Origin of the sequence: Streptobacillus ratti (genome assembly GCF_001891165.1) — a bacterium.
GTDB lineage: Bacteria > Fusobacteriota > Fusobacteriia > Fusobacteriales > Leptotrichiaceae > Streptobacillus > Streptobacillus ratti.
On record NZ_LKKW01000005.1, the window covers coordinates 1 to 21,806 of the forward strand.

Consider the following 21,806-nt stretch of genomic DNA (forward strand, 5'->3'; position numbering starts at 1 on the left):
TGGGAATATAGATGATTTTAAGACAGAATTAAAATCTAAAATTGCTAAAAACCCAAAGGATATAGATTCATTAAAAAAACTTGCAGGTGTATATCATGCGTATTTAGAAAATGATAAGGAGTCATAGGGAGGATAGTAAGTATTATTTAAGGAGAGTATTTAGGAGTATAGAGGAGTTAAAAAGAGGAGTAAAAAAGTATTGTAGTAGATATAATAATATAAGGAGAAAAGTACTAAACTTTAAGAGTCCGAATGAGGTAGTAAGAGAGTATCAAAATAGTTTAACAAATTAATAAAAATGTAAAAAAGGTGACTAAGTGGTTAATTACACACTTATACAGAAACTTTTTAAATATTTTGTTACATATGTTTGACAACTAAACAGGGGAGGTCATTTGATAAATAAATTTTATTGACAAAATTTTAAAAATAATATATAATAATTTTTGTCAATAAAAAATGCCTTGGTGGTGAAATGGTAGACACACAGGACTTAAAATCCTGTGGGAGCAATCCCGTGCCGGTTCGAGTCCGGCCCGAGGCACCATGATGCGGGAGTAACTCAGTTGGTAGAGTGTCAGCCTTCCAAGCTGAATGTCGCGAGTTCGACCCTCGTCTCCCGCTCCATGTGAGTCATTAGCTCAGTCGGTAGAGCACTTGACTTTTAATCAAGGTGTCACTGGTTCGATTCCAGCAGGGAACGGAAAAATTGTTATATAAAGTCATTAAATAAAGGAGTTAGATACTCCTTTGTTTTTAAAAAGTTCTATTAAAGTTCTAAACTTCTTCTAGCATATTAGAAATGGTTTCATTTTCTTTATCAAATAAATGAGCATAAGTTGATAAAGTTATTTTTGAATTTTTGTGTCCAATTCTTTTAGAAATGCTCACTATATCTATTCCTTTATGTATCAAAAGACTAACATGAGAATGTCTAAATCCATGAAGAGTAATTGGGTTTAAATTATTTGCTCTAATTATATCATTTAAAATATTTTGATATGTTTTAACTGTAGTGAATAAAAAATCATTTTCAAATATTTTGTATTCTTTTACTAATTTTCTAACTTCATTCATTATCTTGTTTGGAATTTGGACAGTTCTATTACTGCTTACATTCTTAGGTGGGTTAAAAGTATTATAATCTATTCTAGTTTTATTAATATTAATTGTATTCTTAGTTAAATCAATATCATTTAAAGTTAATGCTGCAATTTCTCCTGGTCTAGCTCCAGAATAATATAGAAGATTAAAGTAAAGTGAGTGAGGTGTCTTATTTCCTTTAACTTTTCTTTTTTCTAGACATTCCATAAATGTTTTAAATTCTTCAACAGTCCAAATTTCTCTTTCTTTAATTTCAGTTTTATTTACCAATTTAACACGTTTTATTATATTACTAGGAAAATTATAGTATAATACAGCATAATCATATACCATATTAAGATGTTTTTTTAATTTTTTTTGTTGTTCAGGTCTATTGTCAAAAGTTCTTAAAAATTTTAATATTTTTAATTCATTAATGTCTTTTAATAAAGAATTTTTGAAATATAGGTTAATTTGACGCATAAAGTGCTTATATTTTTTTAAAGTACTTTCACGCAATCCATTCGCTTTATAATCATAAAAATCGTCCATAAGGACTTTTAACGAGATATCTTGGTTACTTTTTTCATATTTACTTTTAAATGCAATTGAATAATTCTCTGCATCTTTTTTTGTTTTGAAACCTCTTTTTTTGTATCTTATATTTTCACCTAGATAATTTTTACAATAAAAAGATACTTGCCAGTTGTTTTTTTCTAATTGTTTAAAACTTGCCATTTTTATTCCTTTCTAGCATTGCCAAATAATATTAAAAAATGCTATAATACTACAAAAGGCAATACTTATTATTGTATTGTTTAAATATTTCTAAATTCTAAATATCCTTTGACTTTCGCGAGTGAAGGATGTTTTTTTTATTTTATATACTTATAACCAAAATTTTAACAGTAGTTCTTTCCAGTTTTTAGGTATATTTAAATGACTGTTTTCAATATGAGAATATATATTTGGAAGATTATTCAATGACACTTTAAGTTCTTCTAGAATAACTTCGAATTCTTCTATTAATTTATTAAAGTCTTTTTTTAATAAAAATATTTTTAAAACAACTAATAAATCAAATATATTTCCTCTATATTGTTGAGTAGTGTATTTTGAATAATCTAAAAAAAATTTTTTATTTTTAAATCTTTTACCAGATTCAAAATACAGTCTTTCATTATGAGCACAAATATTTCTATATTTATTTAAAAAATGTGCTAAGTTCTCTAATTTGTTGGCATCAATAATATTGTTACTTTTTATTTTATAATTATATTTAAATTCTTCATTTATTTCATCATTAATTTCTTTTTTTATATCAGATTTAAGTACTTCAAAAAAATAACATACTACACCAAAATTTGATTTTTGAAAATAAACCCAAAGAGGTAATTCACCGTGTTTATTAAGATAATGAGAAAATGAGTTTTTTATATTATCTATATTATTTTTATTAATATCATTTGAAATAGTTGATATAAGCTTTGTTATTTTTGAACTATTACCTTGAAAGTTATTAACATCAAAAAAGTTAAATTTTATATTATGGTATTTTGAATGAAAGTAAGAAACCTTTGTTTTTAATAAAGTTTCAAACTTTAATATATATTTTAAAAATAAATTTCTTAATCCTTCATCAAAGCAATATAAGGAATAAATATTATCAAAAGTTGTTCCGTTTAAATATTTTTCTTCTTTAGAATTTTTATCTAAAAATATTTCTTTATAACCATTAATAATATTATAGTAATTTTCTCTTTGTAAAACTCTTTTGCATTCTGTTGGCTTAATTATTAGACCACGTTCTTTTAATATTTTAATCTGTGTATGGTAACTTTTGAATGGTTTTGTTGGTTTTTCCATTTTTCCTCCTAAAAAAAAATCTTGCGCCTCCGTAGAATTGCAAGATTTTCGTTCGCCTCCTCAGAATTGAACCGTCCACTTACAATAATACTAGCACATTTTGTGTGAAATTGTCAATAACTTTTTATGCTTTTATTTACTTTTTAACACTTTTATTTACATTAATTTACATTTAATGGCAATTTCTTTCATTTGATTGTAAAATTTGTGCTTTATATAAAAAGATTAAAACACAATATATTGTGTTATCTTTTTATCTTTTGTTAAATTTTAAATCTTTACTTTTTAAAATAAATATGTTATTATATTCATATATTAAAGATAACTTGTGAAGGATAAGTGCTGGGTTCCTGGATAGGAGTAGATATATACTTTATATATATTTAGAATTCCTTTGCCCCTGAGGTTATCTTTTTTATTTTTATTAATATATTATATATTAGATTGGTTAATTTTGATTAATTCATCTTTAAGTTCTTCTAATATTTCATTAAAATTTAAGGGTAATTTATACATTTGAAAATACATACTAGAATATTGAATATGTCTTTCTATGATTGATTGCAAATGTTTTACAAATAATATAGAAAGAGGAACATCTAATAATAAAATTATAGATATAATACATGTATATAAATCACCAGAATGGTTTTTATTAGACACAATAAAAAACTTTTTTATAAATTCATCATCAAAACGATACATTGAAATACCATTTTTTAATTTATAAGTAAATACTTTTAAATTATGCCCTATCAAATTTCTAAATTTTCTTATAGTTACTAATGATTTTTTAAACATTTCTATTTGTTTTGCATTTTTAACTCCTTTTTTAGGTTTAGTATTAAATTTGAATTTTATTTTAGAAAAAAAGTTGAACATTTTTATTACATCTATTTGTAAATTGATATTAAGTATTTTAAAAAATTCTGTTATATCATTAAAATTACTATTTTTAAAAAGAATCCAAGCTGGAATGTGATTATGTTTTTCTTTGTAATGTTTAGTTGGCTTTTCATTTGTATTATTTAAAATATTTTCTAATTTATTTATAATATTAGATTCAAAATCTTTTTTGAATAAATTTTCATCTTTTAAATAAATTTTTTCATCTACATGATTATAACTTTGACTACTAATTATATATGCTAATTTATGTTTGAAAATATCTTCTACATATGTACTATATTCAAATATTATAGTTAAAAAATCTTTATCTAATAAATGAATAAAAATTAAATCCTCGAATGAAGTATTTAAATATTTTTCTTCTTTCATAAAATATTCTTTATAACCGTTTATAAGATTATAATAGGGAAAATTTTTTAAAAGATTTAAAGTCGAACTTTCATCTTGAATTGTTAAATTATATTTAGTTTTTAAGTATAAAATTTGTTCTTCAAAAGTTTTAAATTCTTTATCATATTTTATTTTTTTCATTTTAAAATTCCTTTCACAAAAAAAAGATATGAATATATCATATCTTTTTTTTACTAACCACTACTTAAGTATCATAAACCTTAAGCTTTATTTGAAAAAATTCAAAAACGGTTGCTACATCATCGATAAGATATACTACCATATTTAATTTAAATTGTCAAATTATTATTTTATAATTTTAACTTTATCTCCTAATTTAACAGGTTCATAGCTTCTGTAAGTTGTTTTTTCTAAATTTGGAACATCACCAACATTTATTTCTTTAATTTTTTTAATTTTTCTAACTCTATTAAGTGGATTGTGAAATAAAATATTGTAAGAACTTTCTTCTATCGTAATTTTTTGACATATTGAAAATTGTTGATAAACTTCTACTATTTCAAGCTTTTCTTTTATTTTGTACATTTCGCCATAGTTTTTATTTTTATAAATAATTTCTATACCAGGTTCAAAAATTATAATTTTTTCTTCTTTTAAAGCACCATTTTCTTCACCGTAATCTATAACTATTTCTTTTTCATTTAATATTTTAATAACTTTATATTCCATTATTATATCCTCCTGATTTTATTATTTTTTAATGATTTTTAGTCAATCTCTTTTATATCAATATAATTATTCAAAAAATTACAATGTATATAATTGACTATTTTTTGAATAGGGCAATCATTTAAATTATCCTGGTATTCATAACCTAAAAATATTGTAGCAAATAAATTTGCTTGTAGTTCACATTTATCTCTACTATCACAAATATTGCTAAAATATCTTAAATTTTTATCATGAAAAAGTGAATGACCTAACTCGTGAGCTAATATAAAATCTTTTTCATATTCTTCTAAATTATCATTAATAACTATCATTTGATAATCTTCACATATAGTAGAAAAACCTTTGCATTTTTTTAATTCAGCATAATTTACAATAATTTTATTATCCTTAATTAATTCAAATATATTACTATTATAATGGTGTTTTAATTCTTTGCTTATTTTAATTACTTCATTATTTTTCATAATACTATAATTCTCCTTTTTTCTTTAATATCTTTATAAAAGAATCCGTTAGAGCTTTTTCTATTAACTCTTGTGTTTCTAAATCCTCCTTACCATTGCTATTAAAGAACATTATACTATTTGATTGAAGAAATGCTTGTAGTCTTTGCTTTTGATTTTCATTTAAAGCTTTTTTTTCTATTTCTATTTCATCATATGATGTTTTTTGAGTTTCTGATTGATTGCCAGTTAAATAATCTAATGATACATTGAAGTAGTTACAATACATTTCAAGTGATTGAATACTTAATGGTTGCTTTTCATTTTCCCATAAAGAAATTGTACTTTTTAATGTACCAGTACCATATTTTTTTGAAAAAATTTCTGCTAATTTTTCCATAGTTAGATCATTACTTTTTCTTAATTTTTTTATTTTTTCACCTATTTTCATCTTAAACTCCTTTATTGTTTATAAAATCATAAATACTATTGAATATAAAATACTATTTTTTTATTATAAAATCAACTTTATTTATATATTTATAAACTTTATTTTGAAAAAAACAAAAAAGTTGTTGACAAAACGAACAGAATGTTGTATAATATATTTGTAGATGAAAGAGAGGTGAACAAGATGAAAATTAAGGGTTCAAAAAAGAAAATTAAAAAGAAAGGAGTTGAAAATAAAAAATCAGTAATGACACCATATGAAAAAATTTCATTACTGATTATGATACTAACATTTATAACTAACATAATAATGATAGTGATAATGTTAAGAGGGGTATAACCCCTCAACCCTTAATTCATTTTATCATAAATATATTTTAAAATCAAGGAGGATTTATATGAATAAAATTATATTAATATTAGCAATTATAAATTTAATTTTATCTTTAATAGGTATAGGAGTAATATTATATGCTGTATTTAAAAGAAATAATATAGATAAAAAATAAAAAATAAAAAATAAAAAATAAAAAAGAAAATATATGATTTTTATATATTTTTTTTGAAAATTTAGTTTATGTTAAAATAAACAATATATAAAAAGTTTTTTTAAAAGAAAAGAGGTGCAGTGCATAGGATGAATTTGACATTGGGAAGAAGAATTAAAATAACCAGATTATTGGCAGATAAAACATTAGATGAAGTTTCAGAAGAAACTAAAATAGGTAAAGGTGCTTTATCAAGATATGAAAATAATAAGCAATTACCTAAATTAGATACATTGGAAAAAATAGAAAAATCAATAGGTAAATTAGTACCTAAAGATTTTTCAGAAAAAATACGAAAAGATAGTTAATATAATTAATATTGTTTTAGAAAATATTTATAAGAAAGGAGAAAAGAATGCAGCTATCATTAAATGAAAAAAGAGAAACGATAACAAGTTTAGAACTTGTGGAAATTATAAATAAATTTAGGAAACAAGAATTAAAAGAGAACGAATTAAGACACGATACATTGCTTAGTATTATTCGTGATGAATTTAAAGAAGAAATAGGTATCCAAAAAATTTTGGAGACCCCTTACATTCATCCTCAAAATAAACAAAAATACCCGATGTTTATTCTAAGTTTTTCACAAGCTAAACAATTATTAATTAGAGAGTCAAGACTTGTAAGAAAAGCTGTCATAGAATATATAGAAAAGCTAGAGAATAAACTTAAAGAGAAATTTCAAGTACCTAGTAATTTTAAAGAGGCTTTAATGTTAGCAGTTAAGCAACAAGAGGAATTAGAAAAATTAGAACAAAAGATAGAAACAGATAAACCTAAAGTACTATTTGCAGAGGCATTAGAGATATCAAAAACAAGTATTCTTGTAGGGGAGTTGGCAAAACTAATAAAACAAAATGGTGTGGAAATGGGAGCAAAAAGACTATTTGAATGGTTAAGAAAAAAGGGTTACTTAGGTAATAAAGGCGAACAATACAACATGCCAACACAAAAGAGTATGGAATTAAAGATAATGGAAATAAAGACGACAGAAACAGTGAATACTAATGGAAGTATTAGAATTAATAAAACTCCTAAGATAACAGGAAAAGGTCAATCATATTTTGTAAATAAGTTTTTAAAAAATACAGTGATGAAAGGAAGTTAAAAATGGTTGAAGAAAAGAAAATAAAATTATTTGATTTTGATGATGTTAAAGAAAGAATGAAGGAAATGGAAATTGAAAGAAAAGAGGAGTTGAAAGCATTAAAAATATTTAAAATTATGTTTTCGTTTATTAAGATAGCTATATTTAGTATACTAATTATATTTGTATTTATCAAAGAGCTTACAATATTTCAAGTACTTATGGCATGGGCCTTATTCCCATTATATGTTTATTCAATATACATCTTTGAAGAAATAAGCGATAGCATAGATAGAATGATTAAAAAAAGATGAAAGGAGTTAGAAAATGCTTAAGACATTCAAAGGAATTGAAAGAGTTGTCTTAAATAATAAAGAGTTTGTTATGGAGCATTTAGAGTGTTCAGAATCTAAAGCATTAAAATTAATTAATCAAATAAATAGAGTGGGAAAGATGAAGCACGGAAAAGATACAAGCGTATTCGGGAATGGTAAGACTTCATTATCATGGTATTGGCAGTATCAAGGATTAAAAGGGGAGTTTGTTTAATGAATGAAAAAACATTAGAAAATAAAATAAAAAGACATTTAAAAGAAAATGGTCATTATTTCTTTAAGACGCATGGTGGAGCATTTGGGAAAAGTGGCATTCCTGATTTAATTATTTGTATTAAAGGTCTTTTTGTAGGTTTAGAGATTAAAAATCCTAATAAAAAAGGAAAGGTTTCTGAACTTCAAAAATATAATATAGAAAAAATTAAGGATAGTTTTGGACATGCACTGGTAATTGATAGTTGGGAACAATATTTAGATGAGTATTATAAGATAGTTAGTAAGAAATATGATAGGAGGTGAAGATGTTATATCAAAAGCAAATAGAAATTTTTAAACAAATTAAACCAAATGGAATGATACCGGCGGGAACATCTACAGGAAAGACATTAATAAGTTTATTCTATTATTTGAAATATTTTAGTAAAGTTCCATTAATAGTAATAGCACCTGCGGTTAAAGTTCAAGAAGGTGGTTGGGAAAGAGAATTAAAAATAGCTTGCAATTTTTTAAAAAGAGATGTACCTCCAATCGAAGTAATTAGTTATAGTAAGATAGTTAATCATGAATTTAAAGAGGCGTTTTACATTTTGGATGAGGCACACTATATAAAAAATAGCACTAGTCAACGTGGGAAAGCTGTAAAAAAAGGACTAAAAAAAGCAAAAGGATTTTTAATGCTTACGGCAACACCGGGAAGTAAAATAGAAGAATTTATTAATTATTTCATAATATGGGAGTTTATTAAAAACAAAACGCAATTTCTTAAAAAATATACAATTCAATCTAAATCATATTTTGGAAATTTTATGGAGATTAAAGGATATCAAAATGAACAAGAGTTTTATAATCTGCTTAACTCAAAATGTACTGATAAATTAAATGTAGAAGATATATTTGAAATGCCAGAAAAGATACATAAATTTATAGAGTTTAATCCTTGTAGTGAATATAAGGTAGCAAAAAATACAAGAATAGGACATAAAGGTGAGATATTAGACACACAAGCTAAACTATGTGCATACTTACGTGCTAATTGCTCGAGTAAAGCTAAATTAGATTATTTAGAGTATTTAGTAAGTGAAATTAAAGAAGAAGATAAAAATGTACTTATTTTCTATAACTTTAAAAAAGAATTAGAGGAAATTAAAAGTAATATAAAAATAGACTATTTAATAAATGGAGAGATTAAAGACTTTCCTATAAAAGAAGAATTTGAAAAACAAAAAAGTAAAGTAACGTTAGTTCAGATACAAGCTGGAGGAGCAGGAATAGAATTAACATATAATTCAAGAGTAATTTATTATAGTCCGACTTATTCTTATCAAGATTATGAACAGTCTTTAGGAAGAGCATATAGAAAAGGACAAGAACATAAATTGATTATATATAAATTTATGACTAAAAATACTATGGAAGAAGATGTATGGAAATCATTAGAAAATAAAGAGGATTTTAATGATAAATTATGGATAAAATAAAAAGAACACTTTGCGAGAGTGTCCTTAAAAAACTAAATATTAATTTAATATTATCATAAATTTAAAATAAAGGAAAGAGTAAAATGAAATTAAAAAATAAAGAATTTAAAATTATAGATATTGATATAGGTAGAATTACTGAAATAAATGTAACAATAAAAGATAATTTTTCAGTATTTTATATGGTTATATTTCAAGGTAAAAAATGCGATAGCTTTTTTGCTTATAATAATGAGAATTTAACAGAATTTTTTATAGAGATAATGAAAGAATTTAAAAATAATAAATTAAAAGAAAGGATTTAAATATGGCAATAGGAGTGCTAATTATAGGAGAGAGTGGAACTGGTAAGAGTACAAGCATAAGAAATCTTAATCCAGATGAAACATTTATTATACAGGTGGTAAATAAGCCATTACCATTCCCTAAATTTAAAGATTTTTATCCTTTGTATAACAAGGAAAATAAAAAAGGAAATAGAGTAATTACGTCTAATTATGAAGTTATTGTTAGAATATTAAAGATTTTAGATATGGAAAGAAAATATAAAAATATCATAATAGATGACTCAACATATTTAATAGCAAAACAATATTTGGAATCAAATTCAAAAGGTTATGATAAATTTAATGGATTATTAGAGAGTTTTTATTATCTAGTTAAGTGTATAGAAAATTTAACAAATGAAAACCTAAAAATAATCTTATTAGGACATCAAAAAGAAAACGAAAACGGAAAAATGACTTTCAAAACAATAGGTAAAGCTATAGATGAAAAAATTACAGTTGAGGGACTTTTTAGTATAGTTTTAAATACAGAAATAAAAGATAGACAATATTATTTCAGAACACAAAATAATGGATACAATACTTCAAAGAGTCCAATGGGAATGTTTGAAAATGAGTACATAGAAAATGATTTAAAAATGGTAATAGAACAAATAGATGAATATTATGGAATATAAAATAAAAATAAAGGAGAGTAATAGTTATGTTTAGACCAAATGAGGAAAGTTTAAAAAGAGAAGTTGGAAATGGTGGTAATGCGTTAAAAGAGAGTGGGGCTTTTGATTGTAAAATCAAGAAAATGGTTGAAATTCATGGAAGAGATAGCAAATCAGAGGGCTTTAGGATAGAGTTTGAAAGTGATAATGGAGATTTTAGAGTAACACTTTTCCACAAGGACAAAAATGGTGAAACTATGAAGTTTAATGTTGATAAATTGAGTTGGTTATATTACTTAATGAAAGATAGAGATTTTTTCAAGACTAAAGCTATAACAAATGAATATGGATTTGAAGAGCTTGTATGCGAAAATGCAGAAGGTAAAGAAGTAGGGGTGTTTGTAGATTATTTAGGTGGAGAAGAAAAGGAAAGAAACGGGCAAACATATATTGAATATAAGTATAATCTAGACGGATTTTATGATATTGATACATTTATGACGGCACATGAAATATCAGAGAAAAAAGAGGCTACAAAATATACTAAAATGACTGAAAAATATATGAAAAATAACTTAATAGAAAAAGAGATAAAAAAACTTGAAAAGAAATCTAATCAATTTTCAGGAAGTCAAGATGATGAGTTCCCATTCTAAAATCTGATAGGGCATTTAGCCAGAATTTTGCACCTACAAGCTTTAAAAAAGATTTTTTGGATAATTAATCGACTGAGAGCTTAAAACGGCTTGTAGGTATCTTAAAACTAAGATTAAGACTATATCATAAAAAAGGAGATTAAAAAAATGAATTTAATAGAACTAACTAATGCAGAAAATGAAATACTAGAATTAGCACTAAATGAGGAGATAACAGAAGAAGAGCTTTATATAGCGATTAACAATTTAGATTTAGCTATAAAAGAAAAGGGTGTTAATTACATCAAGGTAATAGATAGATTAAAAAATCATATAGAACAAGGGAAGATGTATAAAAAGGAAATAGAAACAAGACTTAAGAAAATAGAAAATACAGAAAAAAAGATAAAAAACTATATACTATTTGCTATGGAAAACGCAAAATTAAAGAAAATTGAAACACCTCTTGGTACTATAACATATTCTTCAGGAAGAGACTCGGTTGAAATTGAAAATGAAGATGATATACCTAAAGAATTTAAAATAAAAGAGGAAGTAATTAAAATAGATAAAAGAAAAATACTAGAACATCTTAAAACTACTGGGGAGATAGTTGAGGGAGTAGACATTGTACAAAGACCTTTTATAACTATCAAATAATAGCGATATGAAGTCGGCAAGTTTTATTGGCAGAATGTCGTATAAATCAAATATAGAGCTAAAGAAAAATGTAAAATTAATTAAATTTGAATTAGCGATAAATAAAAAAGATAGCGATACTGAATACTTTAAGTTTACTGCTTGGGGCAAAATGGCAGAAATAATAGAAACATATTGTCAAAAAGGGGTAAAAATATGGGTTAGAGCAGAGCCAAGACAATTAAAAATAGACGGTAAAGAATTTGTTTATTTTCAAGTAGAAGCTATTGAGCTATTAGAATTTAAAAAAGAGAATAAAAAAGAAATTTTAAATAATTTTGACTGGTAGTTTAAAAGGGAGGATAGGTACTTGGATATACTAAACGAAACTTTTTACCAAGTACCTAAATCTATTTTTAGACTTTGGGTGCAAGGTAAAATAAGGGATTCAACATTTAAAGTTTACATAGTCTTTTTAGAAAGATACAAAATATCTAAATTCAGAGATGAGGAAAATAGGAAATATTTTACATTTACATACGATAGCATAATGAAAGAGTTAAACATTAAAGGTAGAACTAAAATTTCAGATATTATAAAAGAACTTTTAAGTCTTAAATTAATTGAAAAAAAGGGTAGAACTAGACAAGCTAATCGATTTTATATTAGTCCAGTAGATTGTACTAATAATTAGTCCAGTGGACTGGACTCTAATAATAAATATATAAATAATAAATATATACTAAAATATACTAAATAAAAACATATAATACTAAAAATAACTATACTAAATATAACTTATAGTTTTAACGCGTGCGCGCGAAAGACTTTTGGTTAAATAATTTTTTAAATTTTTAAGAAAGGGGGATTTAAAAATGCAAGTAATGAAAATAGAAAAAGATCTAACGGAATTGGAAATAGATATAAGAGATTTTTTTAGGAAAGAAATTAATCCAGACTTATTTACAGTTTCAAAAAAGACTTTAGAACATAAATTTGAAAATTGGGATAAAAACACAATGCAAGAACTAAAAAAGAAACTTGAAAGACTGTGTAGTAACTTTAAAAGTGGAAATAAATATGGTGCAGTCTTTACAGGCGATGTAGGAACAGGGAAAACATTTGCGGTTGATTGTATATATAATGAGCTAAAAGAAAAATTTATTGTTTTAAGGACTAATCTAAGTACTATACTTGAGGTCTTAAAAGACAATTTTAACTCTAATAAAGATGTTAATTATTCAGTAAAAAGATTTTACAAAGAACTAAGATATTTAGATATTTTGATTTTAGATGATTTAGGGAGTGAGAAAAAAAGTGAATGGAGGTTAGAAATTCTTTTTAACATAATTAATATTTGTTATGAAAATAGGAAAACGTTATTCATAACTACTAACATGGATAAAATTGAGCTTGAAAAACATTTAAAATTTAATGGAACTGATAAAGCTTTAGACAGAATTTTAAATATTTGTTATGTCGTTGAATTTGATGAGAAAATGAGAAAGTCATTAAGCAACTGGTAAATGTACCCCCAAATTAGCTAAATTATAGCCTAATTTTAACAAAAATGACTTAAGAGGTATAAATATTCCAAAAACATAAAAAACGGCTTAAATGAGCCTTAAATTAAAAAATAGAGGTATATATTAAAAATGGATAAAATAACATTACAAAATACAAATGGTAAACAAATAGATATAAAGCTTGATAATATAGATTTCATAAATTGTATTATCAATAATAAAGCTTTTGTAAAAACTTTAATAATAACAATTAAAAATGAAAAAACAACCTTTTCATGCATTAATAATCAAGATATAAACGAAGCTTTTTATAATATGTTTAGATATTTAAAAAATAAGAGAGGAATACAAGAAAAAAGGTAAAAATATGGAAGAAAAAAGAATAATTAGAGAATTAATAAGAGAAGTCGTTAAAGAAGAATTAGAGAAAATAGAGAAAGTTGAAACTAAAAAGAAACCTAGAGAATGGTTTATTTTTAACGATGAATTGATTAAAACTCGAGATATTGTAAGTGTTGAAGCAAAATTTGAAATGTTTACTATTGAGAGGCATAAAATCGTTATTGAATTAAGTGATGGAAGAACTGTGTGTAAAACTGCAATAGGAATAGAAAAAGATATGGAACTAGAAAGAATTGAAAATATTTTAAATGGATTATAGAGGAGTTATTATGAAAAAAATACCACTTAAAACTGTAATTAAAATAGCTAATCTTTTATTCGATATTTTTTGTTTAGAAGATGAAGATTTTGTAGATAGAAGAAAGACAAAACCTAAATATCAAAAACTATATAGAAGATTAAAAAATATAAATGAAAATAAAGAAGAGCAAAGGAAAATATGGCATGCTATTGAGAGAGAACTATTCAATGATAAAGACTATACATATAAATGTATGTGCGATAATTTAAGAGAGTTAGGATATGAAATTACTTATGACTAAAGAAAGGTAGTTAATAATGAATTTAAAATACAGAATATTTAACAAAAAAGATAAAAAATATGAATATGATTTATTCTTAAGTCAAGATGGAAGATATTTAACAAAAGCTGAATGGATAACAACTATACCATTAACTGAAGATTATCAAGTAGAATGGGGTATAGAAACTAAATATGGTACATTCTATGAAAATGATATTGTTGAGTGGGAAAAAGAGTATGCAACATTGTATTTAAGTGAATGTGAATTATATTGGAATGGTTACAGTATAATTGAATTTGATGAGACTGCAAAAATAGTAGGTAATGATAATTTTGATAATATAGAAGATTTTTTACCACAAGATGAAAATTATTTATACGAATTAAAAGCTGGTAAATGAAAATTAAAAAATGAGGTAGTTAAATGAATAAAAGAGAATGTATAGAATATATATTATATAATTATAAAAAGTACAAAATGATTCTGTTGTATTTAAAAGATAATTTAAATATAATAAATATTTCATATTTAAAAAGTATTCCTTTTGATTTAGAAAATGTAGACGGAGGACTAAAAGAATATAAGTCAATATATGAAAAAGAAGAAGAAATAAAAGAATTGAGAAATATTAGAATTGATATGTATACTAAATATTTTAAAGTAATTGATTCAGTACTAAAATTACTAGAGGAAGATAAATATTACTATATATTAGTTGACAAATATATTAATAAAAAGACTAATTTTGAAATGGAATATAAATATAAAATAGATTCTAGAACTATTTTAAGACATAAAAATAGATTATTAAATGAATTTGAAAAATATCTAGATTTAGAATTAATATATAGTATTTTGAAAAAAAATGTATAATGTCGTGTAATTGTCGTATAAATGTCCGATGAATGTCCGATAAATGTCCTTTGAATTTCCGAAATTATATGTTATAATATTAATATATAGAATTATGTACAGATTTCTTAACCTAGAATTATATATCTATAAAATTATTTTAAGCCACGTATAAACGGGGCTTTTTTAGTTTAAAAAAATAAGGTACTTTTGAGCTTTTAAAATTGCTTGAGGGTCTTGCGAAGCCCGATTTGTATCTATTTAGAGTTGTTTTTTTAATTCATTTCCGTTCCGAAGGGAGGTTCATATGTTGATAAAAGAAGGGCAATTAATAAAAGCTGTAGAATTAGCAAAAATAATAGGTATAACAGATAGGCATGTAAGGAATTTAGCAAAAGAAGGAATTATAAAAAAAACGGAAACAGGTAAATATTTATTCATTGAAAGTTTACAAGGATATATTAGATATTTAGAAACTAAAAAAGAAGCTGATGTAAATTTAAAAGATGAAAAAATAAAAGAGGAAATTTCTAAAATTAAAGTTGATACTGAATTAAAAAAAATTAGAATAGCAGAATTAAAAAATCAATTATACGATGCTAAAATTGTTGAAGAAGTTATGAATAATATGCTTGTAAATCTTAAGGGGAAATTATTATCTGTTTCTAATAAAATAGCACCTTTAGTTATTGCATGTGATAATCTTGGAGAGATACAAAGCATAATACACGATTCTATTAGTGATACATTAGTAGAATTAAGTAATTATAATTCTGATTTATTTAAAAATCAAAAACATATTGAAGAAATAGAAGAAATAGAAATAGAAGAAATTATTAAAAGAGAGTAGAAAATGGAAAAATTAAAAAATAAAACTGAAAGTCTTTTTAAAAATATTTTGAAAGTATTAAATCCGCCGCCTAAACTTACAATTGATACTTGGGCTGATAATTATAGAAAACTTAGTTCAAAAACATCAGCAGAACCTGGTAAATGGAATACAAAAAGAGTTCCATATCAAAAAGAAGTTATGAAAGCTATTTCAGATAATAAGACTAGAAAAGTAGTTATGATGTATGGAGCCCAATTATCAAAAACAGAAATATTACTAAATACATTTGGATTTTATGCTGATTATGATCCATCGCCTATAATGTATTTGCTACCAACAAAAGAATTAGCTAAAGATTTTGCTACTACAAGACTTAATGATATGATTTTATCTACACCACAATTAAAAAATAAAATAATTGATAGTGATTCTAGGGATACTATAACTCAAAAAGAATTTGCAGGAGGATATATAGTTTTGGTTGGAAGTAATTCAGCTACTGAGTTATCAAGTAGACCTATAAGAATATTATTAGCTGATGAGGTTGATAGATTTCCTAACGATGTAAAAGGCGAAGGAGATCCATTGAATTTGGCTATTGCACGGACTACTACATTTTGGAATAAGAAAATAGTATTAACATCTACTCCCACAATAAAAGGAGAATCAAGAATTGAAGATGAATTTGAAAATAGTACTCAAGAATTATATCATATACCTTGTCCTAAATGTGGAATATTACAGAAATTAGAGTGGCAAAATATTATATTTGAACCAATTGGACATAAATGTAATAGTTGCTTTAATGTTTCAAATGAATATGAATGGAAGAAAAATTTAGAAAAAGGTGTGTGGATAGCACAAAATGATAAAATTGATATTTATGATGTTAGAGGATTTCATATATCAGAATTATATAGTCCATTTTCAAAGTGGAGTGAAATAATAAAAAAGTTTAAAGAAGCAAAAGGTGATTTGCAAAAAATGAAAGTTTTTACAAACACTTGTCTTGGTGAATCTTTTGAAGAAAAAAGAGAAAAACTAGATCCTATACAAATTCAAAAAAGAGTAGAACATTATGGTTGTGAAATACCAGATGAAGTGCATGTATTAACTGCTGGTGTTGATGTCCAAGATGACCGTTTAGAAATAGAGGTTGTTGGTTGGGGTGAAGAAGAGGAATCATGGGGAATTTATTATAAACAATTTTTTGGAAATCCTGGTAAAAAAAATGTATGGGAACAATTAGATAGATATTTAGATACAGAATTTTCATATAAGAATGGAGAAAAAATTAAAATTTTGTGTACTTGTATAGATACAGGAGGACATTATACAAATGAAGCTTATGAGTTTATAAAACCTAGAGAATTTAAGCGAATTTTTGGTATTAAAGGTAGTTCTCAAGAGGCCGCACCTTTTATTAAAAGACCAACTAAAACTAATAAAGGACAGATATCTTTATTTAGTTTAGGAGTAAGTACAGGTAAAGAAACTATAATGTCTAGGTTAAAAATAGATATTCCAGGACCAAGATACATGCATTTTCCAGATGATGTGGAAAGAGGATATACTGAAACATATTTTAAAGGTTTAACTTCTGAAAATAAAGTTGTAACTTTTGAAAAAGGTATTAGAAAAGTAAAATGGAAAGTTGTTGGAGATAAAAGGAATGAACCTTTAGATTTAAGAAATTATAGTTATGCAGCATTAAAAATTTTGAACCCTGATTTAAGTAGAAAATATAAAATTAAAGGAACTGAATTAGTTCAAAATCAAAAAAAAGGTAGAAGAATGATAAGAAAGGGGATATAATGGAGCATTATAATAAAGAAATATGTCAAGAAATGATAAATATGTATATTGAAGCTGAAAAAGCTGTTTTGACAGGTCAAAGATATAGAATAGGTTCAAGAGAATTAGAACGTGCTAATTTAAGTGAAATAGTAAAAAATAGAATGATATGGGAAAGAAGATTAGTAGATTTAAATACAGGTGGAGGAAGTACTATTAAAAGAAAGAAAATAAGAGGGATAATACCCAGAGATTTATAACATCTAAAGGAGAAGGGAATAAATGAATTTAATTGATAAAACTATTGAAATAGTTAGCCCTACAATGGCTTTAAAACGACAGTTAGCTAGACAGAATTTAAAAAAATTAAAAATAATGAATAAGGGATATAGCGAACATGGAGCTAGTAAAAGAAAAAAATCATTGCAAGGTTGGATTACTTCTTTAGGTGGTCCACAAAGTGATATTTATGATAATAAAGATACCTTAGTAGCAAGATCTAGAGACTTATTTATGGGTTCTCCATTAGCAAGAGGAGGACTTGAAAGAATAAACACTAATGTTATTGGGTCAGGATTAAAATTAAAATCAGCTATAAATAGTAAACTTTTGGGATTAAATGATATAGAAGCTGAAGAAATAGAAACAAAAATAAAACAAGAATTTTCATTGTGGGCTGACTATAACATAGAACAGACAGGATTATTAGATTTTTATCAAGTTCAAGATTTAGTTTTTTTAACTACAATGTTAAATGGTGAATGTTTTATACATTTAAGCTATTTTGAAACACCAAATACACCATATTCATTAAAATTAAATGTAATAGAACCTGATAGAATTGCAACTCCAAAAGATAAGAAAAATGATAAAACAATTGTAAATGGAATAAAAATTGATAAGAATGGAAGAATTGAAGGATACTATATTTTAGATAATCATCCAAATGATTCTTCTGTTTTTAGTTTAAATTCAAATGAAAATTATAAATATATACCAATATATGGTAGTGAAGGACAACTTAATATTATACATTTAGCATTATTAGAAAGACCAAATCAAATTAGAGGAGTTCCTATATTAGCACCTGTAATAGAAAGTTTAAAACAATTAGATAGATATACAGATGCAGAATTAATGAGTGCAGTAATTAGTTCTATGTTAACAGTTTTTATTGAAAGTTCAGGACCAGAACAAGGAAGTCTTGGAGAGTTTGGAAATATAAATGAAGAAGACAGAATTGATACTAGTGGAGATAATTTAGAATTAGGTTCGGGAGCTATACTTGAATTAAATCCAGGAGAGCATGTTAATACAGTAAATCCTGCAAGACCAAATTCTCAATTTGAACCATTTATGACAGCTATTATAAGACAAATTGGTAGTTCTATAGGCGTACCATATGAATTATTAATTATGCATTTTACAAGTAGTTATTCTGCAAGTAGAGCTGCATTATTAGAAGCATGGAAAACTTTTAGAAAAAGACGTGAATGGTTATCTCGTAAATTTTGTCAAGTTGTTTATGAAGAATGGTTAAGACATGCATTTTTAATTAATAGATTAGATTTACCAAAATATGAAGAAGATTATTTAATTAAAAAAGCTTATTCAAATGCAACATGGAATGGACCAAGTCAAGGTCAAATAGACCCATTGAAAGAGGTTAATGCAGCGATTAAAAGAATTGATAATGGTTTATCTACAAGAAGTAGAGAAACTGCTGAATTAAATGGTGGAGATTTTGAACAAAATGTTAGAATTTTATCAAAAGAACAAAAGATATTAATTGAAAAGGAGGTGAAAATATCAAATGAAGAAAAAAATGATGTTTTGGAATTTAATCAAGAATGAAAAGGAGGCTAACTTATTTATTTATGGAGAGATAGGAGAATCTAGTTGGACTGGAGAAGGAGTAACATCAAAAGAGATTGCTAGGCAATTATCTAGTTTAGAAAATATTGATACTATAAATGTCCATATAAATTCAGCTGGAGGTAGTGTTACTCATGCTGTAGCAATTTCTAATTTATTAAAACAATCTAAATTAAAAACTATAGCTTATATAGATGGAATTGCAGCAAGTGCTGCTACAATAATAACTAGTTCATGTGATATTGTTAGAATGCCTAAGAATGCTATTTTCATGATACACAACCCTAGTACATTTGTAGTTGGAGAAACTAAGGATATGGAAAAAGCTATAGAAATATTAGAAAAGATGAAAGATAATATAATTGAAACATATTTATCTAAGACAAAATTATCTAAAGAAGAGTTATCGGATTTAATGGATAAAGAAACATGGCTAAATTCAGAAGAAGCTAAAAAATATGGATTTATAGATGAGATAGTTGATGATGATATAGATTTAGAAATAAAAGATAATTGTATAATTTCAAATAATTTAGTTTTTAATAAAACTAAAAATATTAAAAACAAGGAGGAAGTAATAATGACTAAAGAAGAATTATTAGAAAAATACCCTAATATTTATAATGAAATATTAAATGAAGGTGTAGAAAAAGGTGTAATTCAAGAAAGAAATAGAATAAAAGAAATAGATGATTTAGGTATTATAGATGAAATAGTAACAAATGCAAAGTTTGTAGATATTAAAAATGCAAAAGATGTATCTTTTGAAATATTAAAAAATAAAAAAATATTATCTTCAGATAAATTGACTAATATAATTTCAGAAGGTAAGCCTATAATTTTAGATAAAGAAAAATCAGAAAATATAGACACAGATGAAATAAAAGCTGATTTAATTTTAAATCAATTAAAAGGAGTGAAGAAATAATGAAAATGGATTATAAAGTAGAGAATAAACAATTATTAACAGGATTTAAAGATCCCGTAATAATGTTTTTAGAATTATCAACAGGAGCATTAAAAAAGGGAGATATTGTAAATGAAGACTGTAAAATTATAACAGAAGATACAGAAGTATATGGAATAGTTGCAGAAGATATTGATGCTTCAAAAGGTAAAGTAAAAATTCCTATATATGTTGAAGGAGAATTTATAATAGATTATTGTAATTATGGAAATGTTTCAAAAGAAGAAATAATAAAAAAATGTAAAAAACAAAATATATATTTAAGAAAATTAGGAGGTAAATAATGTTAGGAATAACTTTAAAAGCTTTATTTTTAGTAATAAATCAAATGGAAAAACCCAAAACATTTTTATATGATACATTCTTTGGAGATAGAGAAACAACAGATAAACAAAAAATAATTGTAGAATATTCAAATGGAAGAAGATTAATGGCTCCAGTAGTAAGTAGATTTGTTCCAGGACAAGAAATGCCTAAAGAAACATTTAGCGGGAAATTTTATGAACCTCATAAGATAGCACCAATGAGAACATTTACTGCTGATGAATTTGCTTTTGAAAGAATTGCAGGACAAAATCCTTTCTCAAATTCTGATCCAGAAACAAAAAAGGCTAAATTAATTGCACAAACACTTGAAGAACAACAGACACAAATATCAAGAAGATTAGAAAATATGGCTGCCTCAGTATTGTATAATTTAGAAATAAATGTAGAAGGAGATAGTATTATAGATAAAGTTCAATATTATGACACTTCAAATACAGAACATCATGTAACAATAGCTACTAAATGGGATCAAGCAAATGCTAATCCTTTAGAAGATATAAAAACTGCATTAAGAAATATATCAGAAAATGGTGGAAGTAGACCAAATATTATAGTATTAGATCCTGTTGCATCAGATTTATTACAAAAAAATAGTAAATTTATGGAACAGTTAAATACAAGAAGATATGATATAGCAACAATTAAACCTGAATATGTTTCTATTGACGGAGTAATATATTTAGGTTCAATACCTTCTTTAGGTGTAGATTTAATAGAGTATCAAGAATATTATGATTATATAGATAATGATGGTGCAACAAAAACAAAATCAGTTATACCAGAAGGAACTGTACTTTTGGCACCAATTAACAATAAAGTTAAATTTGCTGCTGAGAGTTCAATAAAAGATGGATTATTAGAAGGTGAATTTATACCTAGAGTAACAGAGGATGAATTAAATGATAAAATAACTTTAAGAACTATATCAAAACCTATTCTAATACCTAGAAATACAAAATCAATTAAAGTTTTAAAAGTAAAATAGG

General features: G+C 24.9%; 32 protein-coding genes and 2 tRNA genes. 28 read left to right on the plus strand and 6 right to left on the minus strand.

The features are described 5' to 3' along the window. Positions 1 to 461 precede the first annotated feature (461 nt). Positions 462 to 547, plus strand: a tRNA-Leu gene (locus BT993_RS01495). Positions 548 to 551: 4 nt separating this feature from the next. Beyond that, positions 552 to 627: transfer RNA gene (locus tag BT993_RS01500), tRNA-Gly, on the plus strand. Positions 628 to 777: 150 nt separating this feature from the next. Here BT993_RS01500 and BT993_RS01510 read toward each other — a convergent pair. The 6 genes from BT993_RS01510 to BT993_RS01535 all read right to left on the minus strand — a co-directional run bounded on the left by BT993_RS01510 (position 778) and on the right by BT993_RS01535 (position 5,835). Beyond that, the gene (locus tag BT993_RS01510) at positions 778 to 1,821 is read right to left on the minus strand and encodes a site-specific integrase (RefSeq protein ID WP_064581209.1); all 1,044 of its coding nucleotides are present in this window, start codon (positions 1,819 to 1,821) and stop codon (positions 778 to 780) included. 150 nt (positions 1,822 to 1,971) lie between these two features. Further along, positions 1,972 to 2,949, minus strand: coding sequence for an Abi family protein (locus BT993_RS01515; protein WP_064581208.1), 978 nt, complete (start codon positions 2,947 to 2,949; stop codon positions 1,972 to 1,974). Between the two features lie 432 nt (positions 2,950 to 3,381). After that, a complete protein-coding gene (locus tag BT993_RS01520; RefSeq protein WP_072592909.1) occupies positions 3,382 to 4,389 on the minus strand; it encodes an Abi family protein in 1,008 nt (335 codons plus the stop codon). Positions 4,390 to 4,554: 165 nt separating this feature from the next. Then, positions 4,555 to 4,938: a hypothetical protein gene (locus BT993_RS01525; RefSeq protein WP_072592910.1), complete on the minus strand. Its 384-nt coding sequence runs from the start codon at positions 4,936 to 4,938 to the stop codon at positions 4,555 to 4,557. Positions 4,939 to 4,976: 38 nt separating this feature from the next. Continuing rightward, positions 4,977 to 5,405: an ImmA/IrrE family metallo-endopeptidase gene (locus BT993_RS01530; RefSeq protein ID WP_072592911.1), complete on the minus strand. Its 429-nt coding sequence runs from the start codon at positions 5,403 to 5,405 to the stop codon at positions 4,977 to 4,979. 4 nt (positions 5,406 to 5,409) lie between these two features. Beyond that, positions 5,410 to 5,835 carry a helix-turn-helix domain-containing protein gene (locus BT993_RS01535; protein WP_072592912.1) on the minus strand — a complete coding sequence of 142 codons (426 nt, stop codon included), beginning with the start codon at positions 5,833 to 5,835 and terminating at the stop codon, positions 5,410 to 5,412. 183 nt (positions 5,836 to 6,018) lie between these two features. Here BT993_RS01535 and BT993_RS07305 point away from each other — a divergent pair, with 183 nt between their 5' ends. The 26 genes from BT993_RS07305 to BT993_RS01660 all read left to right on the plus strand — a co-directional run bounded on the left by BT993_RS07305 (position 6,019) and on the right by BT993_RS01660 (position 21,805). Next, a complete protein-coding gene (locus tag BT993_RS07305) occupies positions 6,019 to 6,174 on the plus strand; it encodes a hypothetical protein (protein ID WP_158007922.1) in 156 nt (51 codons plus the stop codon). 297 nt (positions 6,175 to 6,471) lie between these two features. After that, the gene (locus BT993_RS01540; protein WP_072592913.1) at positions 6,472 to 6,690 is read left to right on the plus strand and encodes a helix-turn-helix domain-containing protein; all 219 of its coding nucleotides are present in this window, start codon (positions 6,472 to 6,474) and stop codon (positions 6,688 to 6,690) included. 47 nt (positions 6,691 to 6,737) lie between these two features. Then, positions 6,738 to 7,493, plus strand: a complete 756-nt coding sequence (locus BT993_RS01545; RefSeq protein WP_072592914.1) for a phage antirepressor KilAC domain-containing protein — start codon at positions 6,738 to 6,740, stop codon at positions 7,491 to 7,493. Positions 7,494 to 7,495: 2 nt separating this feature from the next. Continuing rightward, positions 7,496 to 7,786, plus strand: coding sequence for a hypothetical protein (locus BT993_RS01550; protein WP_072592915.1), 291 nt, complete (start codon positions 7,496 to 7,498; stop codon positions 7,784 to 7,786). A gap of 13 nt (positions 7,787 to 7,799) precedes the next feature. Then, the gene (locus BT993_RS01555; protein WP_072592916.1) at positions 7,800 to 8,021 is read left to right on the plus strand and encodes a hypothetical protein; all 222 of its coding nucleotides are present in this window, start codon (positions 7,800 to 7,802) and stop codon (positions 8,019 to 8,021) included. Then, on the plus strand, positions 8,021 to 8,326 hold the full coding sequence (locus tag BT993_RS01560; protein ID WP_072592917.1) for a VRR-NUC domain-containing protein: 306 nt from the start codon (positions 8,021 to 8,023) through the stop codon (positions 8,324 to 8,326). The genes BT993_RS01555 and BT993_RS01560 overlap by 1 nt, the downstream gene beginning before the upstream one ends. Positions 8,327 to 8,328: 2 nt before the next feature. Beyond that, positions 8,329 to 9,504: a helicase-related protein gene (locus tag BT993_RS01565; RefSeq protein WP_072592918.1), complete on the plus strand. Its 1,176-nt coding sequence runs from the start codon at positions 8,329 to 8,331 to the stop codon at positions 9,502 to 9,504. Between the two features lie 83 nt (positions 9,505 to 9,587). Continuing rightward, positions 9,588 to 9,809, plus strand: a complete 222-nt coding sequence (locus BT993_RS01570; RefSeq protein WP_064590377.1) for a hypothetical protein — start codon at positions 9,588 to 9,590, stop codon at positions 9,807 to 9,809. 2 nt (positions 9,810 to 9,811) lie between these two features. Beyond that, on the plus strand, positions 9,812 to 10,468 hold the full coding sequence (locus tag BT993_RS01575) for an AAA family ATPase (protein WP_072592919.1): 657 nt from the start codon (positions 9,812 to 9,814) through the stop codon (positions 10,466 to 10,468). A gap of 26 nt (positions 10,469 to 10,494) precedes the next feature. Then, positions 10,495 to 11,103, plus strand: a complete 609-nt coding sequence (locus tag BT993_RS01580; RefSeq protein WP_072592920.1) for a hypothetical protein — start codon at positions 10,495 to 10,497, stop codon at positions 11,101 to 11,103. Positions 11,104 to 11,250: 147 nt separating this feature from the next. Then, positions 11,251 to 11,742 (plus strand): siphovirus Gp157 family protein, encoded by a 492-nt coding sequence (locus tag BT993_RS01585; RefSeq protein ID WP_072592921.1) that lies wholly within the window; start codon positions 11,251 to 11,253, stop codon positions 11,740 to 11,742. A 7-nt stretch (positions 11,743 to 11,749) separates the two neighbouring features. Further along, positions 11,750 to 12,070, plus strand: coding sequence for a single-stranded DNA-binding protein (locus BT993_RS01590; protein WP_083557352.1), 321 nt, complete (start codon positions 11,750 to 11,752; stop codon positions 12,068 to 12,070). Positions 12,071 to 12,091: 21 nt separating this feature from the next. After that, positions 12,092 to 12,415, plus strand: a complete 324-nt coding sequence (locus BT993_RS01595; RefSeq protein ID WP_072592923.1) for a helix-turn-helix domain-containing protein — start codon at positions 12,092 to 12,094, stop codon at positions 12,413 to 12,415. A 181-nt stretch (positions 12,416 to 12,596) separates the two neighbouring features. After that, entirely contained in the window at positions 12,597 to 13,247 is a 651-nt protein-coding gene (locus tag BT993_RS01600; RefSeq protein ID WP_072592924.1) for an ATP-binding protein, read from the plus strand. Positions 13,248 to 13,376: 129 nt separating this feature from the next. Continuing rightward, on the plus strand, positions 13,377 to 13,610 hold the full coding sequence (locus BT993_RS01605; RefSeq protein ID WP_072592925.1) for a hypothetical protein: 234 nt from the start codon (positions 13,377 to 13,379) through the stop codon (positions 13,608 to 13,610). Positions 13,611 to 13,614: 4 nt separating this feature from the next. Next, complete coding sequence (locus BT993_RS01610) at positions 13,615 to 13,908, plus strand: hypothetical protein (RefSeq protein ID WP_072592926.1); 294 nt, start codon at positions 13,615 to 13,617, stop codon at positions 13,906 to 13,908. Positions 13,909 to 13,918: 10 nt separating this feature from the next. Next, entirely contained in the window at positions 13,919 to 14,191 is a 273-nt protein-coding gene (locus BT993_RS01615) for a hypothetical protein (RefSeq protein ID WP_072592927.1), read from the plus strand. A 16-nt stretch (positions 14,192 to 14,207) separates the two neighbouring features. Further along, positions 14,208 to 14,573: a hypothetical protein gene (locus BT993_RS01620; RefSeq protein WP_072592928.1), complete on the plus strand. Its 366-nt coding sequence runs from the start codon at positions 14,208 to 14,210 to the stop codon at positions 14,571 to 14,573. Positions 14,574 to 14,650: 77 nt separating this feature from the next. Beyond that, positions 14,651 to 15,046 (plus strand): hypothetical protein, encoded by a 396-nt coding sequence (locus tag BT993_RS01625; protein WP_143604225.1) that lies wholly within the window; start codon positions 14,651 to 14,653, stop codon positions 15,044 to 15,046. A 286-nt stretch (positions 15,047 to 15,332) separates the two neighbouring features. After that, positions 15,333 to 15,875 carry a MerR family transcriptional regulator gene (locus BT993_RS07230; protein ID WP_072592929.1) on the plus strand — a complete coding sequence of 181 codons (543 nt, stop codon included), beginning with the start codon at positions 15,333 to 15,335 and terminating at the stop codon, positions 15,873 to 15,875. A 3-nt stretch (positions 15,876 to 15,878) separates the two neighbouring features. Beyond that, complete coding sequence (locus BT993_RS01635; RefSeq protein ID WP_064580841.1) at positions 15,879 to 17,672, plus strand: phage terminase large subunit family protein; 1,794 nt, start codon at positions 15,879 to 15,881, stop codon at positions 17,670 to 17,672. Next, entirely contained in the window at positions 17,672 to 17,911 is a 240-nt protein-coding gene (locus BT993_RS01640; RefSeq protein WP_064579425.1) for a DUF6148 family protein, read from the plus strand. Before BT993_RS01635 ends, BT993_RS01640 begins: the two co-directional genes overlap by 1 nt. Before the next feature lie 22 nt (positions 17,912 to 17,933). After that, the gene (locus BT993_RS01645; protein ID WP_072592930.1) at positions 17,934 to 19,505 is read left to right on the plus strand and encodes a phage portal protein; all 1,572 of its coding nucleotides are present in this window, start codon (positions 17,934 to 17,936) and stop codon (positions 19,503 to 19,505) included. Then, on the plus strand, positions 19,465 to 20,454 hold the full coding sequence (locus tag BT993_RS01650) for a head maturation protease, ClpP-related (protein WP_064590489.1): 990 nt from the start codon (positions 19,465 to 19,467) through the stop codon (positions 20,452 to 20,454). Before BT993_RS01645 ends, BT993_RS01650 begins: the two co-directional genes overlap by 41 nt. Next, entirely contained in the window at positions 20,454 to 20,777 is a 324-nt protein-coding gene (locus BT993_RS01655; protein WP_064590488.1) for a hypothetical protein, read from the plus strand. The genes BT993_RS01650 and BT993_RS01655 overlap by 1 nt, the downstream gene beginning before the upstream one ends. Continuing rightward, on the plus strand, positions 20,777 to 21,805 hold the full coding sequence (locus tag BT993_RS01660; protein WP_072592931.1) for a major capsid protein: 1,029 nt from the start codon (positions 20,777 to 20,779) through the stop codon (positions 21,803 to 21,805). Before BT993_RS01655 ends, BT993_RS01660 begins: the two co-directional genes overlap by 1 nt. The last annotated feature ends 1 nt before the right edge of the window (position 21,806 follow it).